The 25,918-nt window shown below is 65.8% G+C and carries 24 protein-coding genes; 7 read left to right on the forward strand and 17 right to left on the reverse strand.

What is annotated here, in order from left to right:
• Positions 1-7: 7 nt before the first annotated feature.
• The 5 genes from N5C28_RS17955 to N5C28_RS17975 all read right to left on the reverse strand — a co-directional run bounded on the left by N5C28_RS17955 (position 8) and on the right by N5C28_RS17975 (position 7,476).
• Positions 8-1,966 carry a MacB family efflux pump subunit gene (locus N5C28_RS17955; RefSeq protein WP_279824462.1) on the reverse strand — a complete coding sequence of 653 codons (1,959 nt, stop codon included), beginning with the start codon at positions 1,964-1,966 and terminating at the stop codon, positions 8-10.
• Entirely contained in the window at positions 1,960-3,129 is a 1,170-nt protein-coding gene (locus N5C28_RS17960; RefSeq protein ID WP_279824464.1) for an efflux RND transporter periplasmic adaptor subunit, read from the reverse strand. Before N5C28_RS17960 ends, N5C28_RS17955 begins: the two co-directional genes overlap by 7 nt.
• Before the next feature lie 278 nt (positions 3,130-3,407).
• Positions 3,408-5,903 carry a TonB-dependent siderophore receptor gene (locus tag N5C28_RS17965; protein WP_279824465.1) on the reverse strand — a complete coding sequence of 832 codons (2,496 nt, stop codon included), beginning with the start codon at positions 5,901-5,903 and terminating at the stop codon, positions 3,408-3,410.
• A gap of 114 nt (positions 5,904-6,017) precedes the next feature.
• A complete protein-coding gene (locus N5C28_RS17970) occupies positions 6,018-6,962 on the reverse strand; it encodes a FecR domain-containing protein (protein WP_279824466.1) in 945 nt (314 codons plus the stop codon).
• Between the two features lie 4 nt (positions 6,963-6,966).
• Positions 6,967-7,476: a sigma-70 family RNA polymerase sigma factor gene (locus N5C28_RS17975; protein ID WP_279824468.1), complete on the reverse strand. Its 510-nt coding sequence runs from the start codon at positions 7,474-7,476 to the stop codon at positions 6,967-6,969.
• Between the two features lie 134 nt (positions 7,477-7,610).
• Between N5C28_RS17975 and N5C28_RS17980 the strand changes: the two genes are divergently transcribed.
• Complete coding sequence (locus N5C28_RS17980; RefSeq protein WP_279824470.1) at positions 7,611-8,258, forward strand: HAD hydrolase-like protein; 648 nt, start codon at positions 7,611-7,613, stop codon at positions 8,256-8,258.
• A 39-nt stretch (positions 8,259-8,297) separates the two neighbouring features.
• Here the strand turns inward: N5C28_RS17980 and N5C28_RS17985 are convergent, their stop codons facing one another.
• Both N5C28_RS17985 and N5C28_RS17990 read right to left on the reverse strand, forming a co-directional pair.
• Positions 8,298-8,528 (reverse strand): DUF1161 domain-containing protein, encoded by a 231-nt coding sequence (locus N5C28_RS17985; RefSeq protein WP_279824471.1) that lies wholly within the window; start codon positions 8,526-8,528, stop codon positions 8,298-8,300.
• Between the two features lie 62 nt (positions 8,529-8,590).
• Positions 8,591-9,664: an aminopeptidase gene (locus N5C28_RS17990; protein ID WP_279824473.1), complete on the reverse strand. Its 1,074-nt coding sequence runs from the start codon at positions 9,662-9,664 to the stop codon at positions 8,591-8,593.
• Between the two features lie 75 nt (positions 9,665-9,739).
• Here N5C28_RS17990 and N5C28_RS17995 point away from each other — a divergent pair, with 75 nt between their 5' ends.
• Entirely contained in the window at positions 9,740-10,153 is a 414-nt protein-coding gene (locus tag N5C28_RS17995; protein WP_279824475.1) for a hypothetical protein, read from the forward strand.
• Positions 10,154-10,194: 41 nt separating this feature from the next.
• Entirely contained in the window at positions 10,195-10,608 is a 414-nt protein-coding gene (locus tag N5C28_RS18000) for a hypothetical protein (protein ID WP_279824476.1), read from the forward strand.
• Between the two features lie 32 nt (positions 10,609-10,640).
• Here N5C28_RS18000 and N5C28_RS18005 read toward each other — a convergent pair whose 3' ends face one another.
• From N5C28_RS18005 to N5C28_RS18025, 5 genes are all read right to left on the reverse strand, one after another.
• Positions 10,641-11,066 (reverse strand): OsmC family protein, encoded by a 426-nt coding sequence (locus N5C28_RS18005; RefSeq protein ID WP_279824477.1) that lies wholly within the window; start codon positions 11,064-11,066, stop codon positions 10,641-10,643.
• Positions 11,067-11,138: 72 nt separating this feature from the next.
• Positions 11,139-12,134, reverse strand: coding sequence for an LLM class flavin-dependent oxidoreductase (locus N5C28_RS18010; RefSeq protein ID WP_279824479.1), 996 nt, complete (start codon positions 12,132-12,134; stop codon positions 11,139-11,141).
• Between the two features lie 164 nt (positions 12,135-12,298).
• A complete protein-coding gene (locus tag N5C28_RS18015; RefSeq protein ID WP_279824480.1) occupies positions 12,299-12,514 on the reverse strand; it encodes a dodecin in 216 nt (71 codons plus the stop codon).
• Between the two features lie 172 nt (positions 12,515-12,686).
• Entirely contained in the window at positions 12,687-13,571 is an 885-nt protein-coding gene (locus N5C28_RS18020; RefSeq protein WP_279824481.1) for a LysR family transcriptional regulator, read from the reverse strand.
• Between the two features lie 75 nt (positions 13,572-13,646).
• A complete protein-coding gene (locus N5C28_RS18025) occupies positions 13,647-14,141 on the reverse strand; it encodes a DUF3060 domain-containing protein (RefSeq protein ID WP_279824483.1) in 495 nt (164 codons plus the stop codon).
• 262 nt (positions 14,142-14,403) lie between these two features.
• On the opposite strand from N5C28_RS18025, the gene trpB reads away from it, so the two are divergent.
• Complete coding sequence (gene trpB, locus N5C28_RS18030) at positions 14,404-15,618, forward strand: tryptophan synthase subunit beta (protein WP_279824485.1); 1,215 nt, start codon at positions 14,404-14,406, stop codon at positions 15,616-15,618.
• Positions 15,618-16,427, forward strand: a complete 810-nt coding sequence (gene trpA / locus N5C28_RS18035; RefSeq protein ID WP_279824486.1) for a tryptophan synthase subunit alpha — start codon at positions 15,618-15,620, stop codon at positions 16,425-16,427. The genes trpB and trpA overlap by 1 nt, the downstream gene beginning before the upstream one ends.
• Positions 16,428-16,639: 212 nt before the next feature.
• On the opposite strand, the gene N5C28_RS18040 is transcribed toward trpA, so the two are convergent.
• Entirely contained in the window at positions 16,640-17,593 is a 954-nt protein-coding gene (locus N5C28_RS18040; protein ID WP_279824489.1) for a 2-hydroxyacid dehydrogenase, read from the reverse strand.
• A gap of 321 nt (positions 17,594-17,914) precedes the next feature.
• Here N5C28_RS18040 and N5C28_RS18045 point away from each other — a divergent pair, with 321 nt between their 5' ends.
• Positions 17,915-19,219, forward strand: a complete 1,305-nt coding sequence (locus N5C28_RS18045; RefSeq protein WP_279824490.1) for an Nramp family divalent metal transporter — start codon at positions 17,915-17,917, stop codon at positions 19,217-19,219.
• Positions 19,220-19,324: 105 nt separating this feature from the next.
• Here the strand turns inward: N5C28_RS18045 and ybaL are convergent, their stop codons facing one another.
• From ybaL to N5C28_RS18065, 4 genes are all read right to left on the reverse strand, one after another.
• Positions 19,325-21,052: a YbaL family putative K(+) efflux transporter gene (ybaL, locus tag N5C28_RS18050; protein ID WP_279824491.1), complete on the reverse strand. Its 1,728-nt coding sequence runs from the start codon at positions 21,050-21,052 to the stop codon at positions 19,325-19,327.
• A gap of 310 nt (positions 21,053-21,362) precedes the next feature.
• Positions 21,363-22,268, reverse strand: a complete 906-nt coding sequence (gene pbpG, locus N5C28_RS18055; protein WP_279824492.1) for a D-alanyl-D-alanine endopeptidase — start codon at positions 22,266-22,268, stop codon at positions 21,363-21,365.
• A gap of 128 nt (positions 22,269-22,396) precedes the next feature.
• Positions 22,397-23,281, reverse strand: coding sequence for an EamA family transporter (locus N5C28_RS18060; protein ID WP_279824493.1), 885 nt, complete (start codon positions 23,279-23,281; stop codon positions 22,397-22,399).
• Positions 23,282-23,353: 72 nt separating this feature from the next.
• On the reverse strand, positions 23,354-24,295 hold the full coding sequence (locus N5C28_RS18065; protein ID WP_279824495.1) for a LysR substrate-binding domain-containing protein: 942 nt from the start codon (positions 24,293-24,295) through the stop codon (positions 23,354-23,356).
• 112 nt (positions 24,296-24,407) lie between these two features.
• On the opposite strand from N5C28_RS18065, the gene betC reads away from it, so the two are divergent.
• A complete protein-coding gene (betC, locus tag N5C28_RS18070) occupies positions 24,408-25,916 on the forward strand; it encodes a choline-sulfatase (protein WP_279824496.1) in 1,509 nt (502 codons plus the stop codon).
• The last annotated feature ends 2 nt before the right edge of the window (positions 25,917-25,918 follow it).

The raw sequence follows: 25,918 nt of genomic DNA on the forward strand, positions 1-25,918 counted from the left end.
AATCCTGTCATTGCGCGGCCAGTGCCACCACCGGGTCGAGCCGGGCGGCGGTCTTCGCCGGCAGGTAGCCGAACACCAGGCCGGTGCCCACCGAGCAGCCGAAGGCCAGCAGCATGGCGGAGAGCGAGAACACCAGCGGCACGTTCCAGAGAATCAGCAGCGCGCCGAACAGCAGGCCGCTGGCCACGCCCACGCTGCCGCCGAGCAGGGTGACCAGCACCGACTCGGTGAGGAACTGGCGCATGATGTCGCGCTGGCGGGCACCGGTGGCCATGCGGATACCGATCTCGCGGGTGCGTTCGCGCACGGTCATTAGCATCACGTTCATCACACCGATGCCGCCGACCAGCAGCGACACGGCGGCGATCAGGCCGAGCATCAGGGTCATGCTCTGCCGCGTCTTGGCCTCGGCCTGCAGCTTGGCGGCGGAGTTGTAGACGCGGAAGTCCTGGCGGCCGTGGCGTTGCAGCATCAGCTCTTCGATGGCCGTTTGCGCCGGCATGACCAGGTCGCTGCTGCGCACCTGGATTGCCACATAGCTCTCGTCACGCAGTTTGGGAAACACCCGCACCACGCCCGTGCCATGGGGCACCAGCACCTGCTCGTCGGGGTAGTTGCCGCCTGCGTCGCTGCCTTTTTCACTCATCACCCCGATCACCTCGAAGGGCGAGCTGTTGATCAGGATGATCATGCCCAGGGGGTTGCCCCCATCCGGGAACAGGGTCTCGTAGACCTCGTGCCCGAGCACCGCCACCGGGGCGATCTCGCGGTTCTCCGCGGCGCTGAAAAAGCGCCCACGGGCCACCGGCCAGTGGTGGATCTGCGGCAGGTGTTCGCCGACACCGAGCACCTCGGTCTGCAACGCATGCTGGCCCTGACGAATCAGCGCCGGATCACGCAGGATCGGCATCACCCGCGCCACTTCGCGCAGCTCGCCGATGGCGGCCATGTCATCCAGGGTCAGCACGCCAATCGGGCCGCCGGTGCGGGGCACATCGCTGCTCACGTACATCATGTTGGCGCCCATCACGCCCATCTCGGCCACGACGCGCTGCCGCGCGCCTTCGCCCACGGCGAGCATGACGATCACCGACGCCACGCCGATGACGATGCCGAGTAGGGTCAGTGCGGTGCGAAAGCGGTGGATCAGCAGCACGCGCAGGGCGCCGCGCAACATGTCGCCCAGCTCGCTGAAGAATGGCGCACCCCGGTCACGACCGGCCTGCTGCATGTCCGGCGCCGGCAAGGCGTTACCCGGCACGGTGGCGCCGCTGTCGCTGATCACCTCGCCGTCGCGCACCTCGACCACCCGCCGTGCCTGGGCGGCGACGTCGCGGTCATGGGTGATGAGGATGATGGTGTGGCCGGCATCGGCAAGCTCGTGCAGCAACGCCATGACCTCCGTGCCGCTGCGGCTGTCCAGTGCGCCGGTCGGCTCGTCGGCGAGGATGATGCGGCCGCCGTTCATCAGCGCACGGGCAATCGACACGCGCTGTTGCTGGCCACCCGACAGTTGGCCAGGGCGATGCTCCAGGCGCTCGTCCAGTCCCAGGCGCCGCAGCAGGGCGCAGGCCCGCGCGTGGCGCTGCTCGGCCGGCATGCCGGCGTAGAGGGCCGGAACCTCAACGTTTTCCCGCGCCGATTCGGTAGCGATCAGGTTGTAGCCCTGGAACACGAAGCCGAACGCTTCGCGGCGCAGCCAGGCCAGCTGGTCAGCGTCGAAGGCCGCCACGTCTTCGCCGGCGAAGCGATAGCTACCGGCACTGGGCCGATCCAGGCAGCCGAGGATGTTCATCAGGGTCGACTTGCCGGAGCCCGAGGCACCGACGATGGCGACGAATTCACCCGCCTGGATCGCCAGGCTGATACCCCGCAGCACGTCGACCGCCGGGGCGCCGTCTTCGCCGCCGTAGGTGCGGCGGATGCCCTGCAGTTCGATCAGCGGTGCTGTGACTGGCGCTACCACTGGAACCTCGACATGCCGCTGTCGGGCGGCGCGTCGCCGGTCACCAGGCGCTCGTCTTCGGCCAGGCCTTCGATGATTTCTGCCACCTGGCGATCCCGTGCGCCAACGGTCACCGGGCGCAGTTCGGGCTGTCCGCCGCTGGCCAGGACGCGCACCTGATAGGCGCCCGGCTTGCCCTGCAGGGCATCCAGCGGCGCCGTCAGCACGCCTTTGGCCGAAGCCGTGACGAACACCACCTGGGCAGTCATCTGCGGCATCAGTTCGCCGTCGGCGTTATCCACCTCGAACAGCACGGTGTACTGCACCACCTTTTCCGTTTCACTGGTGCTGCTGGTCGCTTCACCCTGGCTGCCCGCTGGCACCGGAGGCGCCGGCAGTACCTGGCGCACGGTGCTGTGCCAGCGCCGCTCGTCACCGCCCAGGGTGGTGAAGTACAGCGGCAGGCCGGCCTTGACCCGGCGGATGTCAGCCTCGGACACCCGGGTCCAGCCAGTCATGCTGGAGAGATCGGCGATGCGCATCACCGTGGGCGTCTGGTAGGTGGCGTTGAGGGTCTGGCCCTGTTTCACGTCCACGCCCAGTACCGAGCCGGCGATGGGCGCGTAGATGCGGGTGTAGCTGAGCTGTGCTTCGTTGCCGCGCAGGCGCGCCTGGGCTTCGGCGATCTGCGCACGCAGTTGCTTCAGGCGGGCCTCGGCCGAACGCAGGGTGGCAACGGCGATCTGCACGTCTTCTTCGCGGGTGGCTTCGTCGGCGAGCAGACGTTGCTGGCGCCGATGCTGCTGGCGCGCCAGGTCGAGCTGCGCCTGTTGCTCGGCCAGTTGCGCGCGCAGGCCGTCGAGGGCGGCACGGTCGGCCTCGACCGTCGCCTCGTGCAGGCTGGCGTCAATCTCCGCGAGCAGCTGGCCCTTCTCCACCTGGTCGCCCGGCTCGACATGCAGGCGCATGATCTGCCCGGACACCTGGGCGCCAACGTCCACCGAATGACGCGGCTGCAGGGTGCCGATGGCCACCACCGTGGCTTCGACGTCGCCGCGGGTGACGTTCGCCGTGACATAGCCCGGCGCCTGATCCCCCGGCCACCACCAGGCACCGAGCAATGCCAGCGGTACCAGGGCCAGCAGAATCCAGCGGCGCGAAAACCAGCGCAGAGGCAGGGTCATGGGGCGGACGTCCTTGAAAAAATCGTCGTGTCATACCGCCGCGCCACGTCCGTGGCACGCACGAAGGTAACCCCGGGGGTCATGCGGATGGCGTGGGTGTATCGGGGGGAGCGGGGATAGGCTTGAAAAACCCGGTGCTCATACATCAAGGACGGATGAGCTCGGAAAAACTGCCATACCCCACGCCCGACTACCTGTAACAACATGTTGCCCAGCGACTCGCGAGCGACCAGGCCCGGGAAGCGCCCGTCATCCAGGCACATCCCATGGGCCATACGTCAGAACTCCATGCGCAGGCCCAGGGTGGCGTTGCGCGGCGTGCCGAAGTAGCTGGAGGAGGTGCTGGTGTAGTACTCCTCGTCGAGCAGGTTGTTCAGGTTGAGGGTGGCGGTGAGCTGCTGGGTCAGCGGGTAGCGCGCCATCACGTCGACCAGGGCGTAGTCTTCCTGGCTGAAGCGCACGCCGAGCGGACCCATGCCATCGCTGTAGATCTCGCTCTGCCAGTTGACGCCGCCGCCCAGGGTCAGGCCATTGCCGATGCTGCGCAGGGTGTAGGTGGTGAAGAACTTCGCGGTGTTCTGCGCCACGTTGGTGTTGAGTTTCTTGCCCTGGCTGTCCTGCACGATGTTGCGGCTGAAGCTGGCGCTGGCTTGCCAGTCGGTCGCCAGCTCACCAGAGAGTTCCACCTCGAAGCCGCGGGTCTTGGTGCCGGATTCGGCGCGGAAGGCATCCTGGCTTGGATTGCCCTGAACAGGCACCCTTGGTTCGATACGAACGGCCAGGTTGTCTTGCTCAATCTGGTAGATCGCCACGCCGAGGTTCAGGCGGTCGTCGAAGAACGCGGCCTTGCTGCCCAGTTCATAGCCCACACCTTCCAGCGGATCGATGTAGGCGCCGTCGACGGTGCGGTTGTTCTGGGGCTTGAAGATGCTGGTGTAGCTGCCGTACACGGACCAGTTGTCGTCAAGGTCGTAGACCAGGCCGGCGAAGGGCGTGACCACGCCGGTTTCCGAACGCTTGGCGTCGGTGTCAGGGGTCGCGTCGTAGAAGTCGGTCTGCTCGCGGCTTTTCCAGTCGCTGACCCGTGCGCCGAGAATCACCGACAGCGCGTCGGTGGCGCGCAGGCGCACGCTGCCGTAGGTGCTGCTCTGTTCTTCGTCGTACTCGATGCGGCTGCTCGCCGGCATGTTGGGCCTGACCGGGGTCTGGCCATCCCAGCCATAGATATTCGGCACGTTGCCGGACCAGTTATCGTGCCACCACAGCGGGTAACCGTTGGTCTTGTAGCTGGTGGTTTGCCGGGTGTGACCGAACACGGCGTCGTGCTCGCGGCCGAACAGGCTGAAGCTGCCAGTGAGGTTCAAGTCCATGGCCCGCTGCACGGGCTTGGCAGCCCAGCGCCCGGCCCATACGGTGACCCCGCCGCCCGTGGCCGGATCAGGATTGCCGCCGGCTGCGTAGCCAATCACTTCATCGTACTGGTAACGGCCCTGTTGCAGGCTCAGCTTGGCCTTCCAGGTATCGTTCAGGGCATGTTCCAGGCTGGCGAAGCCCGAGGTGAAGTGACGCTCGGAATAGGCCCAGGCCGACGCAGCGGAGTCCGAACGCGACCAGTCGGCCTTGGTACCGTCGACGTTGTACAGCGGCAAGCCGCTGCGCGCGTGGTCGTCGGCGTCGTGGTACTGGGCATCCATGCCGAAGGTCAGCAGGGTGTCGGGCGTCAGGTCGGCCTCGACGATGCCGTAGAGCACCTTCTTGCGCTCGTGCAGGCGGTCGACGTAGGAATCGTTGTCCTGGTACACGCCCACCATCCGCGCCCGCAGGTTGCCGCTGTCGGTGAGCGCGCCGCCCACGTCGACTTCGGTGCGCTGGTAATCCCAGGAACCGCCGGTGACCGTGACGCTGCTCTTGAATTCCTGGGTCGGGCGCTTGCGGATCATGTTGACGGTGGCGCCGGGGGTGCCGATGCCGTTGGTCAGGCCGGTGGCACCACGGATGATTTCCACCCGGTCGTACAACGCCATGTCGTTGCTCTGCACGGTGGACTTGTAGTTGCTGTCGAGGAACTGCACGCCATCGATCTGGTAGTTCTCGACGGCAAAGCCGCGGGAATAGACCTGGCTGGTGTCGGAACCACCGTTGCCGCTCTGGGTGAGGCTCAGGCCCGGCGACTGACGAATCACGTCGTTCAGCTGGGTCAGGCCCTGGTCTTCCATACGCTGGCGGGTCATCACGCTGATGGACTGCGGTGTTTCGCGGATCGACAGCGGCAGTTTGGTCGCGGTGCTGGTCGAGCCGGTGGTGTAGGAGCCGGTGCCTTCGGTGGTGGCGCCCAGGCCCATGGCGCTCACGGTGGTGGCGCCCAGGTTGAGCAGGCCGGAGGTGTCCACCGGCAGCAGGGTGTAGCTACCGTTACCCTGGCGCGACGCCTGCAGACCGCTGCCGATCAGCAGGTGCTGCAGGGCCTCGTCGGCCGCGTAGCGTCCGTTGAGCCCGGCGGAGCGGCGCCCACGCATGTCATCCGGCGCGAACGAGACCGTCACGCCCGCGGTGGTCGAGTACTGCACCAGCGCCGCTTCCAGCGAACCTGCCGCGATGGAGAAGTCGTACTCCGCCGCCGTGGTTTGTGCCCAGGCCGGCGCCGGGGCCAGCGCAGCGCTCAGCGGAACGGCCAGGGCTGCGCCCAGCAAGGCATAGCGAACCGCGCGCTGCAGGGGGTGCAGCTGGACAGCAGGGTGGGCACTCGAAATGCGGGGGTACGACGTGCAGGACATGGATTTTCCTTTCGCCCGATGGCAGGTAGAGACGGCGCCTGTTGCGCTTCTACTACCAAGACGAACGAGAATTAAAATCAACAACCCCTGCGAGCAGAAAATTTGCACACGCCTTCAACGGGGCTCCAGCCGGGCCCAGTAGCGGGTGAACCGGCGAACCCGGATCGGTAAGGTCGCGGCCACGTTGTCCAGCACGCTGTCGGGCTTGCCCAGCTGGAACATGCCGGAAATACGCAGTTCGGCCACTGCCGGGTGCACGCTCAGGTGCCCCGGGTGGTAGCGCGACAGCTCGTCGACGAAGGTCTCCAGGCGCCAGTCGCTGACCACCAGCAAGCCGTTGACCCAGGCGTCGGCGTTGCGTGTCGCCTGCGTCACCGGCTCGACTTGGCTCGCCGAGAACCACACTTGCTGCTCCGCTTCCAGGCGCAGGGGCTGGTCCGGCGCCTCGGCGGGACGGATTTCCACGGCATGCTGCTGCACATCGACGCGGGTGCGCGCGTCTTCGTTGCGCACCAGAAAGCGAGTGCCCAGGGCACGGATGCTGCCTTGGGGGGAATGCACGATAAAAGGCCGCGCCAGGCTGTCGACCGCCGTCTCCACGGCGATCTCGCCGCAATGCAGGATCACCTCACGCCATTGCTCGCTGTAGCGCACATCCGCCGCGCTATGGGTATTGAGGGTCAGGCGGGTGCCGTCCGGCAGGATCAGCCGACGCCGCTCGCCGGTGTCGGTGCGGTGCTCGGCCAGGGCGGAACGCCAGGGCAGCGCCTGCCAGGCGTACGTGCTGCCGCCGGCGGCCAGCAGCAGCGACAGAACCTTGAGCACCTCCCGCCGGCTGCCGCGCAGGCCGGCTAGGGTCGGCCGGGCGATACCGGCGTCGACCCGACCCATCGTCTGCTCCAGGCGTTGCACCCGCGCCCAGGCCAGCTCGTGGCTGGGGTTGGCGGTCAGCCAGTGCTGGTGAGCCGCCTGCAGGCCAGGCTCGGCGCCGTCTTCGCGCAGGTCGACATACCACTGCGCGGCGGCTTCCAGCACCTTCACGTCGAGGGGCGCGGGCACCGGCTCAGTCCTCGAGCAGCAGCAGGCAGTGGGTCAGGGCGCGGACGAAATGCTTGCGCACGGTGTTGGTAGACAGTTCGAGGCGGCGGCCGATCTCGACGAAGCTCAAGCCGTCGAGCTGGGCCATCAGGAAGATTTCACGACCGCGCTCGCCCAGGCCATCGAGCAGGGCGTCGATCTCCAGCAGGGTCTCGATGATGATGCTGCGCGTCTCCGGGGAGATATCCACCGGCTCCGGCAACACGGCCAGGGCATCCAGGTAGGCCTGTTCCAGCGCGCGGCGGCGGAACATGTCGATCATCAGGCTGCGCGCCACGGTGCTGAGGTAGGCGCGGGGCTCGCGGAATTCAGGGGCGCTGCGCTGGGCCATGAGCCGCAGGAAGGTGTCCTGGGCCACGTCGGCGGCGTGCTCGGCACAGCCCAGGCGCTTGCGCAGCCAGCCCTGCAGCCAGCCGTGGTGCTCGCGATAGAGGTGGTGCATCGCATCATGCAGCGTGAGATCGGTCGTCGACATGGAGCGGCACACCAGCGCAGGACAAATGATAATCGATCCTATTATCTGTTTATTGTCCGACACACCGCAACATGCCAATCGTCGCCCGAGCGGGTATCCTCGCGCCCCAGGTTTCCACGGCACGAGTGATCCCCATGCATTACCAGAACATCCTCTTCGACCTGGACGGCACCCTTACCGACCCGCGCGAAGGCATCACCCGTTCGGTGCAATACGCGCTGGCGAAGCTGGGGATCGACGAGCCGGACCTGCAGGCGCTGGAGCACTTCATCGGCCCGCCCCTGCTGCAATGCTTCATGTCCACCTACGACCTGGACGAAGCGACTGGCTGGCGCGCCGTGGAGCATTACCGCGAGCGCTTCCAGGTCACCGGGCTGTACGAGAACCGGATGTTCGAGGGCATTCTCGAGTTGCTGCAATTGCTGCAGGAGCAGGGCCGCACGCTGTACATCGCCACCAGCAAGCCTACGGTGTTCGCCCAGGAAATCGCCCGGCATTTCGGCTTCGCCCGGCATTTCAAGATGATCTACGGCAGCGAGCTGGACGGCACGCGGACCAACAAGGTCGAGCTGATCCAGTACCTGATGCAGCAGGAAGGCCTGCAGGCCGCGCAGAGCCTGATGATCGGTGACCGCAAGCACGACCTGATCGGCGCGCGCAGCAACGGATTGGACGCCGCCGCCGTGGGGTACGGCTTCGGCAGCCTGGAGGAATTGCAGGGGGAAACCCCGGCCTACCACTTCTCGACGCTGGCCGATCTGCATCAGGCCTTCGTGCGGTAAAGCGGCGCGGTCATGCCCGCGCCTGACCGGGGCGCGGGGTCAACCGTTCTTCTGGTAAACGATCTTGCGCGTACCGCCGTCGCAGCTGCCGACCACCATGGCCTGGTCCTGCACCTCGTCGTTGGCCACGATTTCCAGGGTGTAGCTGGGCACGCCCGCCGCCTGGATCTTCACTTCGATTTCACTCTTGAGCTCTTCGCAGGGCTTGGGCGCAGCCAGCGCCGCAGTGCCGACAAGGCTCAAGACCACCGCTACTGTCCATCTGTACATGGCATAACCTCCTGTGTTTGCGGGAATCCGCCAGTCTATGACCCAATTGCCATCAGGCAGTTCTAGTTGGATTTCACCCGGGTCTCAAGTTCACGGGTACGGGCCTCGATCGGCAGCGCCCCGAGTTCGGCCACCCGCCGGTAGAACGCCGGCCAGTCGCCCTCTACTTCGGCGAACAGCGTGGCGAACGCCGGCACCCATTGATCATAGAGGCCGAAGGGCAGCAGCTTGGCATTGTTCAACGGCGTCTCGATCCAGCCGTCGTAGCGGCCCACGCCGCCCCACTCACGGTCGCGCAGGGCGCGGTACTCGCGGCGCAGGCGTTCGAATTCGGCCTGTTTGCCGGCACGCATGGCCTCGGCTGCCAGGTCGCTGGCGTACAGCTGCTGCAGGCGCTCGCGGCTGTCCAGCACCAGCGCCACGAATTGCTCGCGCTGGCGCAGGCCCTCGTTGTCACCCACCGGCGTGCCTTGGGCGGCATGCCACTGGCGCAGGCCTTCCTGCTCGACAAAGGTGGCGAAGGACTCGTTGAACGCGGTGTCGTCCGCCACGTAGAACTGCTGGTGCGCCAGTTCGTGGAAGATCACCGCGATCAGCCGCTCGTCGCTCCAGCGCAGCATGGTGTTGAGGATCGGGTCGTCGAACCAGCCCAGGGTCGAATAGGCTTCGACGCCGCCGAGGTAGGTGTCCAGGCCTTCCTGCTTGAGCAGGGCCGCCGCGCCACGGGCATCGCCCTGGCGGTAGAAGCCGCGGTAGGCCACGCAGCCGGCGATGGGGAAACAATGCAGCTGCGGCGTCAGGGAAAACTCCGGCGTGGCGAACAGGTTCCATACCACGAAGGGGCGCTGGATGTCGGCGTACAGCCGGTAACTGCCATTGTCCGGCAGCGCCAGTCGGGCGCTGGCGAAATCCCGCGCCTCCTGGGACAGGGCCAGGCGCCGCCGCAGTTCGGGGTCGCGGGCAGGGTCGTCGACGATCGCCGCCACCGGCTCGCGGCGTTGCAGCAGGTCAAGCTGGCCATCGAGCAGCTGCCCGTAATAGGCGACGCTGGAACAACCGCTCAGCGCCACGGCGCCGACCAGGGGAACCCAGCGACGCAGGCAGCGGTCGAGTATGCAGAACAGGGTGTGGGGCATGCCGGGACACTACTGCATCGGCCACACGCCTGCCACTGCCCGCGCGCCTTTTCGCCCCACGTCTTGGAGTTACGCATGCGCCTATCCTTGCTGACCATCATCCTGCTGGGCCTGGGCGGTTGCGCCTGGCTGCCGGCCCACGACCCGGGCCAGGCCTGGATCGACCTGGAGACCCAGGCGCCCAGCGAACTGCTGGCCATCGAGGTGGACGACAAGCCGCTGGACGACACGCGTTTCTTCCAGGTCGCACCGGGCACCCGCGAGCTGCAGGCCCACCTGCGTTTCAACGTCGACGCCAGCAACATCGGCGCCACGTCCCAGCCGCTGCCCCGCGACTGCCAGGTGCTGCTGACCTATGATGAATTCAATGCCGGCCAGCGCTATCGGCTGGAAGCCGGAAACATCGGCTTTCGCACCTGGTCGAAACTCTACGATGCACAGAACCGCCTGTTGGTAAGGGGCCGAGAAGGCCGCTGCGGCGCGATCTAGCGCCAGCCAGGCGATGCCCGCCACTCCCAGGATCCACTGCCATGCGCCTGCTCGCCCTGATTGCCAGCCTGTCCATCCTCGCCGGCTGTTCCTCGCCACTGCCCAAGCCGGACCCGAACCAGGCCTGGGTCGACCTCTATGCCACCGCCAGCGACCTGCTGATGGCCAACCGGCTGGACGGCGAGCGCCTGAACGACGGCCGCTACTTCCAGGTCACGCCGGGGGCGCACGAGCTGGAAGCGCGCTATCAGTTCGAGGTGCATTCGGGCGGCACCATCATGTCGGAGCCAATGCAACGCACCTGCGAAATCCGCATCCGCTACGACAACTTCGAAGCGGGCAAGCGTTACCGCATGGAAGCCCGCACCGCAATCATGAGTGCCCAGGCGTGGCTGTATGACGACCAGCGCAACGTGCTGGCCCGAGGCGAGATCCTGCGCTGCGGCATTTTCTGACCCCGGGCCGTTGCTGACCGACGGCTGTCGGGTCAGCTCTCGAGGGTCGCTTCCAGGGTGATCTCGGCGTTCAGCACCTTGGACACCGGGCAGCCGCTCTTGGCGGTTTCCACGGCCTTCTCGAACGCCGCACGGTCCGCGCCGGGAATCTTCGCCTTGAGGGTGAGGTGCACGGCGCTGATGGAGAAACCACCATCGACCTTGTCCAGTATCACCTCGGCGGTGGTGTCGATGCTTTCGGCGGTCATGCCCGCTTCGCCCAGCTCCTTGGACAGCGCCATGGAAAAGCAGCCCGCGTGGGCCGCCCCGATCAGCTCTTCCGGGTTGGTGCCCGGCTTGTCTTCGAAGCGGGTGTTGAAGCCGTAGGGTGACTGCTTCAGCGCGCCGCTCTGGGTCGAAATGGTGCCCTTGCCGTCCTTGATGCCACCTTGCCAGTGGGCTGATGCTGTCTTCTTCATCCGGTATCTCCAGGTTCGTTGGGGTACAGGATTGAGAACGGCAACGGCGGCACAAGTTCGACCGCGAACGGCTCAGCGCAGGCTGGCAAGAATGTCGAAGGCGTGCAGGCGATCGGCGAAGTCGTACATGTCGCAGGTGAAGATCAGCTCGTCCGCCCCGGTCTGCTCCAGCAGCACTTCCAGGCGCGCCCGCACCTTCTCCGGGCCGCCGACCATGGCCATGCCGAAGAAGCTGCCGACCGCATCCATCTCGTGGGGCAGCCACAGGCCTTCCATGCTCTTGACCGGCGGACGCTGCACCAGGCTCTGGCCGCGAATCAACGCCAGGATGCGCTGGTAGGCCGAGGTCGCCAGGTGGTTGGCCTGCTCGTCGGTGTCGGCGGCCAGCAGCGGCACGCCGAGCATCACGTAGGGCTTGTCCAGCACCTCGGACGGCTTGAAGTGGTTGCGGTACACGCGGATCGCCTCGTGCATGTAGCGCGGGGCAAAGTGCGAGGCGAAGGCGTAGGGCAGCCCGCGCTCGCCGGCCAGCTGGGCGCTGAACAGGCTGGAGCCCAGGAGCCAGATCGGCACCTGGGTGCCGGTGCCCGGCATGGCGATCACGCGCTGGTCCGGCGTGCGCGGGCCGAGGTAACGCTGCAGCTCCGCGACATCCGCGGGGAAATCGTCGGCGCTGCCCGAACGCTCGCGGCGCAGGGCATGGGCGGTGTACTGGTCGGCACCGGGGGCACGCCCCAGGCCCAGGTCGATGCGCCCCGGATAGAGGGTGGCGAGGGTGCCGAACTGCTCGGCAATCACCAGCGGCGCGTGGTTGGGCAGCATCACCCCGCCGGAACCGACGCGGATGGTCGAGGTGCCGGCGGCCAGGTAACCGAGCAGCACGGCGGTGGCCGAACTGGCGATGCCGTCCATGTTGTGGTGCTCGGCCACCCAGAAGCGGGTGAAGCCCAGGCGCTCGGCATGCTGCGCCAGCGCCAGGGAATTGTGCAACGCCTGCTCCGGGCCGCCATCGTCGCGGATCGGAGCAAGGTCGAGAATGGAGAACTTAGTGTTCGCTAATACGCTCATCGGCCTGCCTGTCTGGTTACAGGGTGTACGGCGCCACAGGGCGCCAATACCCGAGTCAAAGGGTTGGGCTCATCCTAAGGATTACCAGCCCACACGACCAGAAGGCACTTTTCGGTGCTATAGCCACCAATGGGTAAGCAGGCTGACGGACAGTCGCCGGCGAATCAGCTGTTGCCGATGCGGAACCCGACCTTGAGGGTCACCTGATAGTGACCGACCTTGCCGTTCTCGATATGCCCTCGAGTCTCGACGACCTCGAACCATTCCAGGTTGCGCACCGACTTGGCGCATTCCTCCAGGGCATTGTTGATGGCTTCTTCGATGCTGGTGCGCGAAGAACCGACGATTTCGATTTTCTTGTAGGTGTGGTGATCCGACATGAACGCTCTCCTCGGGTTGGGAAACAGGTGCTCGTCCTGTGCAGACAGGCGAACACCACCTTGCGTTCAGATTAGCTGGCGGCAGGCAGAAAACCGCATCGCTTCCATGAAGACGAACCAAGCCCCCCATGTCCCGCAGATTTTTACAAAACTTACAGTGGGGCGTGAGCCATCAGCTCAACTCGTTGCGCAGCCAGGCCGCCAGGCGCTCGGCCCGGCGATCCGTACGCCGGGTCGGCACCCACAGCGCCAGCCGCGCCTCGGTTTCGACGAAGCCCCAGGGCGCCACCAGTCGACCAGCAGCCAGGTCGTCAGCCACCAGTTGTTGTGGCGCGATGGCCACGCCCAGGCCGGCAGTGGCGGCTTCCAACAGGTAATACAGGTGCTCGAAGCCCTGGCCGAGCCGCAGTGCCGCATCCGGCAAGCCATGAGCCGCCGCCCATTGCGGCCACGCCTGGGGGCGGGAAACGGTGTGCAGCAAGGGTTCGCCGAGCAGGCTGTCAGGCGAGGCCTGCACCAAGGCGCCATGCCGTGAATAGCGGGGGCTGAGCACCGGGCCGATGCGCTCGGCGGCCAGTTCGTGCACCTGCATGTCCACCGGCCAGGGCGGCTCGGCGAACAGCAGGGTGGCGTCGACGCCAGGACGACGCGGATCGAGCTCGCCCTCGCTGGCCGAGAGCTGCAGGTGCAGTTCCGGCAACTCGCGGTTGAGGCGGTCCAGGCGCGGAATGAACCAGCGCGCCAGCAGGCTGCCCGGGCAACCCAGCACGAAGGGGGCATCTTCGGTCTGCCGCTTCAACTCGGCGCAGGTGTCGCGCAGGCGCTCGAAGGCATCGGTCGCCGCGTCGCGCAAACGCACACCTGCGTCGGTGAGCTTTACGCCACGGCCGTCCTTGTCGAACAGGGTGAGGCCGAGCTGCTCTTCCAGCATGCGGATCTGCCGGCTGACCGCTCCGTGGGTCACGTGCAGTTCGTCGCCAGCACGGCTGACACTCTGCAACCGGGCGGCGGCTTCGAAGGCGCGCAGGGCGTTCAGCGGGGGCAGTTCTCGGCTCATGCTAGCGGTGACTTTTTCTGACAGGTCGGGACAATCTAATCCCTTTCCCCGGCAGGCGCCAATCCGCGCACGGGCTCACTGCCGCTCGATGCGGTGATCGATGCCACTGGTGGCGATTTCCGGCTCGTCGCCCTGCCAGTTCACCTGCTGGCCACTGCCATTGACCTCGACCTGAACCGGGCCATGGAAGTCGAGCCTGAGCACGTTGTCCGCGCCGTATACCGCCACCGCAGCCGGCTTGCCGTCGCCCTCGACCTGGGCGCTCACCTGTTGATCGGTGCCTTCGACCTGCAGGCCACCGATGCGAGCGGCGTCGATGCGGTTCTCCCCACCGGTCACCGCCAAACTGGCGGCATTGCCCAACTGCACGACATGTTCGGAGCCGTGCACCTCGACCTGGCCGCAGTCGCCGCTGAGGATGAATTGATTGCCGTTGCCGGTGATGACTACGTCCTGGCCTTTGCAGGGCACGTCACGGGACACACCGATGCCGCCGAGTTCCAGCGGCTGCGCCTGGGCGCTCCCGACCAGCACGGCCCACACCACCCCCACTCCCAATGCCTTGTGCATTGCGCTCTCTCCCTTGCGCGGCCCCCTTGGCCGCCTGCACCTGTGACCGGGTGGCCGACAGCGAGTTCTGCGCTCTGCCGCGCCGGTCACCGGGTTGTGCAGCGGGTCACGGGTGTGGCGGCGACTATTCGTGAGTTTTTCTGACGTATTTTCTCAATCTAATCGCTTTTCCTGCCGGACAGGGGCGATAGAATGCCCCCATCACCCACTCTCCCTCCCGTCAGCCACTGGCCTGCGAGGGAAGCCAGAGCAGGAGCACGCCATGACCTCTTTACGCACCGGCCCGGATACCACCGGCCTGTTTGGCCACTTCGGTGGTCAGTACGTCGCTGAAACCCTGATGCCGCTGATCCACGACCTGGCCGCCGAGTACGAGAAGGCCAAGCAGGATCCGGAGTTCGCCAAGGAGCTGGCCTACTTCCAGCGCGACTACGTGGGCCGCCCGAGCCCGCTGTATTTCGCCGAACGCCTGACCGAGCACTGCGGCGGCGCGAAGATCTACCTCAAGCGCGAAGAGCTGAACCACACCGGCGCGCACAAGATCAACAACTGCATCGGCCAGATCCTGCTGGCCAAGCGCATGGGCAAGAAACGCATCATCGCCGAGACCGGCGCCGGCATGCACGGCGTGGCCACCGCCACCGTGGCCGCCCGCTTCGGCATGGAATGCGTGATCTTCATGGGCACCACCGACATCGATCGCCAGCAGGCCAACGTGTTCCGCATGAAGCTGCTGGGCGCCACCGTGATCCCGGTGGTCGCCGGTACCGGCACCCTCAAAGATGCGATGAACGAAGCCCTGCGCGACTGGGTGACCAACGTCCATGACACCTTCTACCTGATCGGCACCGTGGCCGGCCCGCACCCGTACCCGGCGATGGTCCGCGACTTCCAGGCCGTGATCGGCAAGGAAACCCGCGACCAGCTCCAGGAGAAAGAAGGCCGCCTGCCCGACAGCCTGGTTGCCTGCATCGGCGGCGGCTCCAACGCCATGGGCCTGTTCCACCCGTTCCTGGATGACCAGAGCGTGCAGATCGTCGGTGTCGAGGCCGCGGGCCATGGCATCGAATCCGGCAAGCACGCCGCCAGCCTGAACGGCGGCGTACCGGGCGTGCTGCACGGCAACCGCACCTTCCTGCTGCAGGACGACGACGGCCAGATCATCGACGCCCACTCGATTTCCGCCGGCCTCGACTACCCGGGCATCGGCCCAGAACACGCCTGGTTGCACGACATCGGCCGCGTCGAATACACCTCGATCACCGACGACGAAGCCCTGGAGGCCTTCCACCAGTGCTGTCGCCTGGAGGGCATCATCCCGGCGCTGGAGTCGTCCCACGCCCTGGCCGAAGCCTTCAAGCGCGCGCCGACCCTGCCGAAGGACCACCTGATGGTGATCAACCTGTCCGGCCGCGGCGACAAGGACATGCAGACCGTCATGCACCACATGGAACAATCGCAGCAGGAGAAACACTGATGAGCCGCCTGCAAAGCCGCTTCGCCGAGCTGAAAGAACAGAACCGTGCCGCCCTGGTCACGTTCATCACCGCCGGCGACCCCAGCTACGACGCCTCCCTGGCGATCCTCAAGGGCCTGCCGAAGGCGGGTGCCGATGTGATCGAGCTGGGCATGCCGTTCACGGACCCGATGGCCGATGGCCCGGCGATCCAGCTGGCCAACATCCGCGCCCTGGCCGGCAAGCAGGACCTGGCCAAGACCCTGCGCATGGTTCGCGAATTCCGCGAGGGCGACCAGACCACGCCGCTGGTGCTGATGGGTTACTTCAACCCGATCCACAAGTACGGGGTGGCGCGCTTCATCGACGACGCCAAGACCGCCGGTGTCGACGGCCTGATCGTGGTCGACCTGCCGCCCGAACATAACGTCGACCTGTGCGACCCGGCCCAGGCCGCCGGCCTGGACTTCATCCGCCTGACCACCCCGACCACCGACGACAAGCGTCTGCCCAAGGTCCTCAACGGCAGCTCCGGCTTCGTGTACTACGTGTCGGTGGCCGGTGTCACCGGTGCCGGTTCGGCGACCCTCGAGCACGTCGAACAAGCCGTGGCCCGCCTGCGCCGCCACACCGACCTGCCGATCAGCATCGGCTTCGGCATCCGCACCCCCGATCACGCAGCGACCATCGCCCGCCTGGCCGACGGCGTGGTGGTGGGCTCGGCGCTGATCGACCAGATCGCCAATGCCGAAAGCGCCGACAAGGCCGTCGACGGTGTGCTGGAGCTGTGCGCCCAGCTGGCCGAAGGGGTACGCGGCGCTCGTCGCTGATCCTGTTCCTGCTTGCTGAAACCAAAAACGCCCGATGCTCTGCATCGGGCGTTTTGCTTTGGGCGGCTTGAGGCGGTGGCGATACGCAGCGCTCCCCGGGTATCGCTTCGCTCAACCCAGGCTACGGGCTTTGTCCGACCGGGCTACGCACTTGCAAGAGCGGCTGGGCGGCAATCCGATTGCCCGCGAGCTCTCGCTCCTTCCCCTAGCGGTTATGCCACCGGTGTGACCGCCTTGCCCTCGCGAAAGAAGCCGTCGAGGTTGTCGTAGAACAGATCGGCCATGGCCTGGCGGGTTTCGTGGGTGCCGCTGCCGATGTGCGGGGTCAGCACCACGTTGTCCAGCGCCAACAGGGCGGACGGCACTTTCGGTTCTTCGGCGAACACGTCCAGGGCCGCGCCGGCGATGGTGCCGTCCTGCAGCGCCTGGACCAGCGCCGCCTCGTCCACCACCGAACCCCGGGCGATGTTCACCAGGCAACCCTTGGGCCCCAGGGCCTTGAGCTGTTCGGCGCCGATCAGGCCGTCGGTGGACACCCCGCCTGGCACCACCAGCACCGCGTAGTCGCAGGCCGCGAGCAGGGCGTTGAGGTCTTCGTAGTAGGGGTAGTCGATGTCATCGCGGCGGCGGCGGTTGTGGTAGATCACCGACATGCCGAAGGCCTCCACGCGCTTGGCGATGGCGCGGCCGATGTTGCCCATGCCGACGATGCCGCAGACCTTGCCGCCGATGCTGTGGGTCAGCGGGAAGCGCCCCTGCAGCCAGTCGCCGCGGCGCACGAAACGGTCGGCCTCGCAAATGCGCCGACCCAACGCCAGCAGGTTGGCCACGGCCGTGTCGGCCACGCAGTCGTTGAGCACTTCCGGGGTGTTGGTCACCACCACGCCGCGGGCACGGGCGGCGTCCACGTCGATGGAATCGTAGCCGACACCGAAACTGATGATGGCCTTGAGCTGGGGCAGGCGACCGATCAGGTCCGCCGGGGCGCCGAACACGCCGCTGGTAGCGATCCCGTCGATGGCACCGCCGTAGGCACGCAGCCAACCTTCCTGATCCGTGATTTCCCAGAAGCGGTGCACGCAGTAATCCTGCTCGATGCGGGTCACCAGGGCCGGCAGCAGCGGCCCCATCATCAACAACTGGGCGCGCGGGGCAGATGAAGTCATGGGCGTCTCCTCACAAACGGTGCGTGGCGGTAGCCGGTCAGCCCGGCCTGTCGATGGATGCCGATGGTAACGCCAGCTCACAGCGGCGTCGGGTGAAAATTATCATGTCGGACATCCTACATCTACATCACTGCCTGATCTCAAGAACCGGTTTCCGGCGACAAGCAAAAATCCGCAATAGCACTGTGCCAGAGCGCCTAAACCGCTTGTCGACGGCTCGCACAAAGCTCTCATCGAGCATTTGCAACAAAATGATTTGTATGATGTCTTATCTCCGTTAGTTCGCTGCTCCAAACAAAAACAAGATGGAGATTTCCACCCATGGCTCGTACAGACGTGGCCGAGAACGGCGTTGCTGCCGGCTCGGCTTCTACAAACCCGTTCACCAAAATGATCAAACTGCTCGGCCCCGGCATCATCGCGGTGCTGTCCTGGCTCGGTGCAGGCGACCTGATCACCTCCTCCGTCGCGGGCGCCAACTACGGCTACGCGATGATGTGGGTACTGGCCGTTTCGCTGCTGCTGCGCTTCCTCATCGTCAACATCATCGCCCGCTTCCAGCTCTGCAATAACCAGGGGATGTCCATCCTCGGCGGCTATGCACAGCTGCACCCGAGTTTCGCCTGGTTCCTGTTCGGCTACGCGCTGTTCATGGGCCACCTGATGAACGCCTACATGATCAAGGGCGCCGGCGAGGCGCTGTCCACACTGCTGCACCTGGACCGCCCGTTGCTGTGCGCCTTCGCCGTGGTACTGGGCGTCTGGCTGCTGGTCGGCCGCAGCATCTACAGCCTCATCGAAGGCGTGATGAAAGGACTGCTGGCGATCATGACCCTGGCCTTCCTGTCCCTGGCCGTGATGTCCGGTCCGGACGTGGGCGGCATCGTGTCCGGCACCTTCGGCTTCAGTATCCCGAGCGATGAAGGCGTGCATGGCGCGCTGCTGGTGGCCGTATCGATCATCGGCGCGGTCGCCGGCTCGATCGCCAACTTCGTCCACCCCTACGTCATGAAACAGAAGGGCTGGACCGGTCCCGAGCACAAGCGCATCCAGCGCAATGACTTGCTGTTCGCGGTCTTCGTCGGCATCGTGATCAACCTGGCGATCTGGGTGGTCGGTGCGGAAATCCTGCGTCCGAACGGCCTGAAGGTGGAAACCCTGAACGACCTGGGCGCCGCCCTGGAAATGTTCTTCGGCCCGACCGGCTGGTACATCTTCTTCGTCGGTGTGTCCGCCACCCTGTTCGCCAGCGTCGTGGGCAAAACCACCGCCTTCCCGATGCTGATCACCGACGCCCTGCACCACACCCGTCCGGAGCGTCGCGCCAAGTACGGCGACCAGCTCCAGAAGGACCCGCTGCACAAGTGGTTCATGATCTTCATCCTGGTCACCCCGCTGGTGTGGTCGCTGCCCGGCATGCCGGACTTCGTGACCCTGACCATCGCGGTCAACGCCCTGAACATCGTCGGCCTGCCGATCATTTCCCTGGGCCTGCTGATCATGTCCAACCAGAAGAAGCTGCTGGGTCAGTACCGCAACAACTGGTTCGAGAACATTGCCCTGGGCCTGTCCACCGTGCTGGCCATCTGGGTCGCCATCCAGCTCGGCCTGGAAATGCTGGGCTGATGCAAGACCGGTGGTCCTGGCCTTGGCCAGGGCAGCCGGACGCTGTACCGAGCCAATGAAAAAGGCCGCGACATCTGTCGCGGCCTTTTTCATTTCCGGTAGTCCTCAGTGGCCACCGTGTGCTGCTTGCGCCTTGTGCTCGTCCGGTCCGAACTTCGACAGGATGTAGCTCTTCATCCCGCGCGCCAGCTCTTCCTCGTCGAAGAACACCTGGCCCAGGTTGTCGCGGCGGAAGATTTCCACGGCGTCGGCGCTGTGGGTGCGGATCACGATCTCGATTCCCGGGTTCAGGGCACGGGCGGTTTCGGTCATGCGCTGCACATTGAGCGGGTCCGGGGTGGCGATCACCAGCATTGCCGCTTTCATGATGTGGGCCTGGATCAGCGTGCCCGGCTCGGCCGAGTCACCACTGACCGCCGCCACGCCCTGGGCACGGATCTGCTCCACGCGCTCGCGGTTCTGCTCGACCACCACGAACGGGATGTTGCGCTCCTGCAGCGCGCGGCTGATGCGCCGGCCCACGCGGCCGTAACCGACCAGCACCACCTGGCCTTCGAGGTATTTCTTCTCGGTGCTCATCGGCAGCACCGAGAGCGGGTCTTCGCGGTGCTCCAGACGGCGAGCCAGGGCCGAGCGCTTGAGCGCCATCGCCTTGAGCGGCTTGATCAGGCCGAACACCACCGGATTGAGGGCGATGGAGATCAGCGCCCCGGCCAGCACCAGACTGAGTCCCTCCTGCGGCATCAACCCGAGCGAGATACCCAGGCCCGCCAGGATGAAGGAGAACTCGCCGATCTGCGCCAGGCTGGCCGCGACGGTCAGGGCGGTGTTCAGCGGATACCGGAAGGCCATGACCAGGGCCGCCGCGGCGATCGACTTGCCGACCACGATGATCGCCACCACCGCCAGCACGTGCAGCGGCTCCTCGACGATCACCATCGGATCGAACAGCATGCCGACGGAGACGAAGAACAGCACCGCGAACGCGTCACGCAGCGGCAGGGATTCTTCGGCGGCGCGATGGCTGAGGTCGGACTCGCGCATCACCATGCCGGCGAAGAACGCGCCCAGGGCGAACGACACATGGAACAGCATGGCCGCGCCGTAGGCGATGCCGATGGCGGCGGCGATCACCGACAGGGTGAACAGCTCACGCGAACCGGTCTTGGCCACCTGCAGCAGCAACCACGGCAGCACGCGACGGCCCGCCACCAGCATCACCACCAGAAAGCCGGCCACCTGCAACAGGGTAATGCCAATGGTGTACCACAGCGGGTCGCTGCCACCGGCCGCATCCACGTTGCCCCCGAGCACACCGGCCAGCGGCGGCAGCAGTACCAGCACCATGACGGTGGCGAGGTCCTCGACCACCAGCCAGCCGACCGCGATACGGCCATTCATCGAATCCAGAATGCCCCGCGATTCCAAGGCCTTGAGCAGGACCACGGTACTGGCGCAGGACAGCGACAGGCCGAACACCAATGCGCCGCCAAAACTCCAGCCCCACCAGTAGGCGATCCCCAGGCCGAGCACCGTGGCCAGGGACATCTGCACCACGGCCCCGGGTACGGCGATTTTTTTCACCGACATCAGGTCGCCGAGGGAAAAGTGCAGACCGACCCCGAACATCAGCAGCATGACGCCGATCTCGGACAGTTCCTGTGCCAGTTTGATGTCGGCAACGAAACCCGGCGTGAAGGGGCCGAGCATGATGCCGGCGCACAGGTAGCCGATCAGCGCGGGCAGCTTCAGTTTTTCCGCGATGAAACCGAATATCAGCGCCAGGCCGAAGCCACCCGCCAGGGTCGTGATCAAGGGGATGTTATGTTCCATCAAGAATCCTCTTTCCGATCGGCACGGATAACCGCCACCAGGGTAGAAACCAGAGACACGGCACCGCACGGTGGCTGTAAGCAAAAAGCACTCCAGCGCCGTGAATCCAGATGAATGTATCCGTGCATGTACGTGGGTAATTGCATCGGAGCATACCTTGTGAAGACGTCGAAACCCAACGAAAAGCACATAGATATCAAGACGCTACGAACCGCGACGGGCCGCTGCCTGCAGCGCTTTCCGAGGGCCTGAAACGAACACGCCCGCGGCAGAGCGCGGGCGTGTGGGCGTCACACCGGACAGCGTGCGCTTATTGCGCCGCCTGCAGCTGGCGCTGCGCCGTCTTTTGCTGTTTGTAGGCCAGGGCGGCGGGTGCCACCGGGGTGATCTTGCCGGTCTCGACCCATTTGCGCAGGCGGCTGGCATCGGCCATGTGGGTGTATTTGCCGAAGGCGTCCAGCACCACGAAGGCCACTGGCTTGCCGGCCATGGTGGTGCGCATCACCAGGCAATGCCCGGCGCTGTTGGTGAAGCCGGTCTTGCTCAGTTGCACGCTCCAGTCGGCCTTGCGGGTCAGGGCGTTGGTATTGCGGAAACCCAGGGTGTAGTTGGGCTTGCGGAAGGCCACGGTCTTTTCCGGGGTGGAACTGAGCTGGCCAATCAGCGGATAGGAGCGGGTGGCCTTGAGCAGCTTCACCAGGTCGTTGGCGCTGGACACGTTGTGCTCGGACAGCCCGGTTGGCTCGACATAACGGGTCTGGGTCATGCCCAGGGCGCGGGCCTTGGCGTTCATCGCCGCGACGAACGCCGTGACGCCGCCCGGGTAATGGTGGGCAAGGCTGGAGGCGGCACGGTTCTCGGAGGACATCAGGGTCAGCAGGAGCATCTCGCGGCGGCTGATTTCGCTGCCGATGCGCACCCGGGAAAACACACCGCGCATGTCGTCGACGTCACGGATGATCACCGGCAGCTGCTGGTCGAGGGGCAGCTTGGCGTCGAGGGCGACCATGGCGGTCATCAGCTTGGTGACCGAGGCGATCGGCACCACCAGGTCGGGGTGGCTGGAATACAGCACCTTATCGGTGCTCAGGTCCACCAGCAGCGCACTACCGGAGGCCAGCTCCTGCTGTTTGGGCGTAGGGGTCTGGGCCTGGACGGAGGCGGTGAAGACCAGGCAGGCCAGGGCAAGGCTGGCGAAGGGGCGACGAATATTCACGATAGCGATCACTGAACAAGGGGTGGCTGAAAAGGCACTCCATGCCGGTGAAAAAACGTCATCCGTGGATATATGGCTTGAAAAACAGCTGATTGCGCCGGTAATTGAAGGTTTTATCTGAGTTAGCGTCAAGCGCCCTGCGCAGTACCGGATGAATGGGCCGGCGGCCGGCGGCCCAGACGACTGAGCCACAGCGAGGCGAGAATCACCGCACCGCCCAGGGCCAGGCGCGGCAGATCGGCATCGCGGTTCCAGATCAGCAGGTTGACCACCAGCCCGGCCGGTACGTGCAGCTCGTTGAGCACCGCCAGGGTGCCGGCGTCCACCAGCACGCTACCCTTGACCCACCAGTACAGCCCCAGCGCCGTGGCGAACAGGCCCATCCACAACAGCACGCCCCACTGCACGGCCGTCTGCGGCAGCTTGTCGGGGTTGCCGAACAGCAGGAACGACGGCACCACCAGCACCATCGCACCCAGGAAGAAATGCCCGAAGAAACGGTGCAGCGGCTGCTCGGTCGGGTAGCGCATGAGCAACTGGCGGCACAGCACCTGACCGGCGGCGAAGGTCACGTTGGCCAACTGCAGCAGCAAGAAGCCCACCAGGTATTCGCCTTCCAGGCGCTCGAAGCGAATTATCACCCCGCCGCCCACCGCCACCAGCGCGGCGACCAGTGCCCAGGGGTTGAAGCGCCGCGCCAGGGCGTCATCGAGCAGGGTCACGTAGATCGGCGTGAGCACGGTGAACAGCAGCACCTCCGGCACCGTCAGTACGCTGAAGCTGCGGTACAGGCACAGGTAGGTGATGCCGAACTGCAGCGCCCCCGCCAGCCAGAAACCGGCCAGCAGGCGCAACGGCAAGCCGCGCCAGAGGGTAAAGGGCAGGAACACCAGCGCCGCCACCGCGACCCGCGCCAGCACCGCGAAATCGCTGTCCACCTGGCCGGCCAGGTACTCGCCGATCAGGCTGAAGGAAAACGCCCAGAGGACGGTGACGGCGAGCAGGTAGGGCATGTGGCGGGCTCTCGAAAAACCAGGCGCGGATCATACCGCGCCTGCCCGTCGGTTGCGCAGCTCACCATCGGCTCAGATGGCGATGCCGCCCCGGGTGATGCCCGACGCGGGCTGGGCGTCGCGCTGCAGCTCGTCCGCCACCCACTCAACGAAATGCTGCACCAGGCGGACACGGCGCTTGCGCTCGGGCAGCACCACGTAATAGCCGAAACTGGAGCTGATCGAGCGGCCGTCGACGCGGCTCAGCAAGCCCTGGCCGAGCAGCTCGTCCACCAGGTGGCGCCAGCCGATGGCCACACCCTGGCCGGCGATCGCCGCCTGGATCAGCAGGGTGTAGTTGTCGAAGCGCAGGCTGCCGGAGCCAGGAGTGCCGTCGATGTTCAGGGCGCGGAACAGCCCGTTCCAGTCGAACCACTTCGAACGGCTTTCGGGACGCAGGTGCAGCAGCGGCAGGTTCAGCAGCACCTCGCCCGCGGGCAGGTCCCTGAGCAGTTGCGGGCTGCACACCGGGAACACTTCCTCGCCGAACAGCAGGTGCGCTTCGCCGTGCTTGAAGCGGCCGTCACCGAAGCTGATCGCCACGTCGATCTCCGAAGACAAACTGCCCAGGTCGCGCTCGCTGGTGATCAGGCTGACATCCACCTCCGGGTGGCGCTGGTGAAAACGCTGCAGGCGCGGCATCAGCCAATAGGCGGCGAAGGCGAAGTCGGTGGCGACCTGCAGCACCTCGTGCTGTTGCCGGGCGGTAACCGCAAGCACGCCGGCATCCAGGGTCTCCAGGCCGTCCTGCACGTAACGCAGCAGCAACTCGCCGGCCTCGGTCAGGGCGATGCCGCGGTACACGCGGTCGAACAGGCGCACCGCCAGGTGCTGCTCCAGGCGCTTGATCTGCTGGCTGATCGCCGGCTGGCTGGTGCCCAGTTCGGTGGCGGCGGCGGTGAAGCTCAGGTGACGCGCGGCGGACTCGAACACCCGCAACACGTCGAGGGACAGCCCTTCGATGCGCTCAAACATAAGTTGTGGTTATCCGAGATATGCGCCAGCAACGGGTTTACTGGTGCCTTCAGCGACCGGATGATCGAGCCAGCACTGTCGCATAAATCTACTATATGGAATACAGGCTGCCATGAAACGCCCGAACATCCTCTTCATCATGGCCGACCAGATGGCCGCGCCCCTCCTGCCCATCCACGACGCCGCCTCGCCGATCAAGATGCCGCACCTCGCCCGCCTGGCAGAAGAAGGCGTGGTGTTCGACTCGGCGTACTGCAACAGCCCGCTCTGCGCGCCGTCGCGCTTCACCCTGGTCAGCGGCCAATTGCCGAGCAAGATCGGCGCCTACGACAACGCCGCCGACTTTCCCGCCGACGTGCCGACCTACGCCCATTACCTGCGCCGCCTCGGCTACCGCACGGCGCTGTCCGGCAAGATGCACTTCTGCGGCCCGGACCAGTTGCACGGCTACGAGGAGCGCCTGACCAGCGACATCTACCCGGCGGACTATGGCTGGGCGGTGAACTGGGATGCACCCGACGAGCGCCTGAGCTGGTACCACAACATGTCCTCGGTGCTGCAGGCCGGGCCCTGCGTGCGCACCAACCAGCTGGACTTCGACGAGGAGGTGGTGTTCAAGGCCCAGCAGTACCTCTACGACCACGTGCGGGTGAATGCCGACCAGCCGTTCTGCCTCACCGTGTCGATGACCCACCCTCACGACCCGTACACCATTCCCGAGGAATTCTGGAACCTTTACCGTGACGAAGACATCCCACTTCCGGGCCACGTCATCGACCAGGCCGACCAGGACCCGCACTCGCAGCGGCTGATGAAGGTCATCGACCTGTGGGACAAGCCGTTGCCGGAACACAAGATCAGGGATGCACGCCGTGCCTACTTCGGCGCCTGCAGCTACATCGACGCCAACATCGGAAAACTGTTGAAGACACTCAAGGACTGCAAACTGGACCAGGACACCCTCATCGTCTTCTCCGGCGACCACGGCGACATGCTGGGCGAGCGCGGCCTCTGGTACAAAATGCACTGGTTCGAAATGGCCGCCCGGGTGCCGATGCTGGTGCACGCGCCCAAGCGCTTCGCCCCGCGCCGAGTCGGCCAGTCGGTGTCGACCATGGACCTGCTGCCGACCTTCGTCGAGCTGGCGGGTGGCGAACTCCAGCCTGGCCTCGACCTGGACGGCCGCTCCCTGGTGCCGCACCTCGACGGTCGCGGTGGCCACGACGAAGTGATCGGTGAATACATGGCCGAAGGCACCGTCAGCCCGCTGATGATGATTCGCCGCGGCGACTGGAAATTCATCTACTCCGAACAGGACCCGCTGCTGCTGTTCGACCTGCGCAACGACCCGCAAGAGCGCGAGAACCTGGCCGCCAGTCCCGATCACCAGGCACTGCTGGCCGACTTCGTCGAAGAGGCCCGGCAGCGCTGGAACATTCCGGCCATCCACCAGGCCACGCTGGCCAGCCAGCGCCGGCGCCGCTTCGTGGCCGAGGCCCTGACCCGCGGCCAGCTGAAAAGCTGGGATCACCAGCCGATGGTCGACGCCAGCCAGCAATACATGCGCAACCACATCGACCTCGATGACCTCGAGCGCCGCGCCCGTTATCCACAACCCTGACC

This window comes from Pseudomonas sp. GD03944, from assembly GCF_029839275.1.
Taxonomy (GTDB): Bacteria; Pseudomonadota; Gammaproteobacteria; order Pseudomonadales; family Pseudomonadaceae; genus Aquipseudomonas.

Excerpts from the sequence above, each read along its gene's own strand:
- N5C28_RS17960 (WP_279824464.1), bottom strand. The coding sequence starts at position 3,129 with ATGACCCTGCCTCTGCGCTGGTTTTCGCGCCGCTGGATTCTGCTGGCC.
- N5C28_RS17965 (WP_279824465.1), bottom strand. The coding sequence starts at position 5,903 with ATGTCCTGCACGTCGTACCCCCGCATTTCGAGTGCCCACCCTGCTGTC.
- N5C28_RS17975 (WP_279824468.1), bottom strand. The coding sequence starts at position 7,476 with ATGTCGACGACCGATCTCACGCTGCATGATGCGATGCACCACCTCTAT.
- N5C28_RS17980 (WP_279824470.1), top strand. The coding sequence starts at position 7,611 with ATGCATTACCAGAACATCCTCTTCGACCTGGACGGCACCCTTACCGAC.
- N5C28_RS17985 (WP_279824471.1), bottom strand. The coding sequence starts at position 8,528 with ATGTACAGATGGACAGTAGCGGTGGTCTTGAGCCTTGTCGGCACTGCG.
- N5C28_RS17990 (WP_279824473.1), bottom strand. The coding sequence starts at position 9,664 with ATGCCCCACACCCTGTTCTGCATACTCGACCGCTGCCTGCGTCGCTGG.
- N5C28_RS17995 (WP_279824475.1), top strand. The coding sequence starts at position 9,740 with ATGCGCCTATCCTTGCTGACCATCATCCTGCTGGGCCTGGGCGGTTGC.
- N5C28_RS18000 (WP_279824476.1), top strand. The coding sequence starts at position 10,195 with ATGCGCCTGCTCGCCCTGATTGCCAGCCTGTCCATCCTCGCCGGCTGT.
- N5C28_RS18005 (WP_279824477.1), bottom strand. The coding sequence starts at position 11,066 with ATGAAGAAGACAGCATCAGCCCACTGGCAAGGTGGCATCAAGGACGGC.
- N5C28_RS18010 (WP_279824479.1), bottom strand. The coding sequence starts at position 12,134 with ATGAGCGTATTAGCGAACACTAAGTTCTCCATTCTCGACCTTGCTCCG.
- N5C28_RS18015 (WP_279824480.1), bottom strand. The coding sequence starts at position 12,514 with ATGTCGGATCACCACACCTACAAGAAAATCGAAATCGTCGGTTCTTCG.
- N5C28_RS18020 (WP_279824481.1), bottom strand. The coding sequence starts at position 13,571 with ATGAGCCGAGAACTGCCCCCGCTGAACGCCCTGCGCGCCTTCGAAGCC.
- N5C28_RS18025 (WP_279824483.1), bottom strand. The coding sequence starts at position 14,141 with ATGCACAAGGCATTGGGAGTGGGGGTGGTGTGGGCCGTGCTGGTCGGG.
- trpB (WP_279824485.1), top strand. The coding sequence starts at position 14,404 with ATGACCTCTTTACGCACCGGCCCGGATACCACCGGCCTGTTTGGCCAC.
- trpA (WP_279824486.1), top strand. The coding sequence starts at position 15,618 with ATGAGCCGCCTGCAAAGCCGCTTCGCCGAGCTGAAAGAACAGAACCGT.
- N5C28_RS18040 (WP_279824489.1), bottom strand. The coding sequence starts at position 17,593 with ATGACTTCATCTGCCCCGCGCGCCCAGTTGTTGATGATGGGGCCGCTG.
- N5C28_RS18045 (WP_279824490.1), top strand. The coding sequence starts at position 17,915 with ATGGCTCGTACAGACGTGGCCGAGAACGGCGTTGCTGCCGGCTCGGCT.
- ybaL (WP_279824491.1), bottom strand. The coding sequence starts at position 21,052 with ATGGAACATAACATCCCCTTGATCACGACCCTGGCGGGTGGCTTCGGC.
- N5C28_RS18060 (WP_279824493.1), bottom strand. The coding sequence starts at position 23,281 with ATGCCCTACCTGCTCGCCGTCACCGTCCTCTGGGCGTTTTCCTTCAGC.
- N5C28_RS18065 (WP_279824495.1), bottom strand. The coding sequence starts at position 24,295 with ATGTTTGAGCGCATCGAAGGGCTGTCCCTCGACGTGTTGCGGGTGTTC.
- betC (WP_279824496.1), top strand. The coding sequence starts at position 24,408 with ATGAAACGCCCGAACATCCTCTTCATCATGGCCGACCAGATGGCCGCG.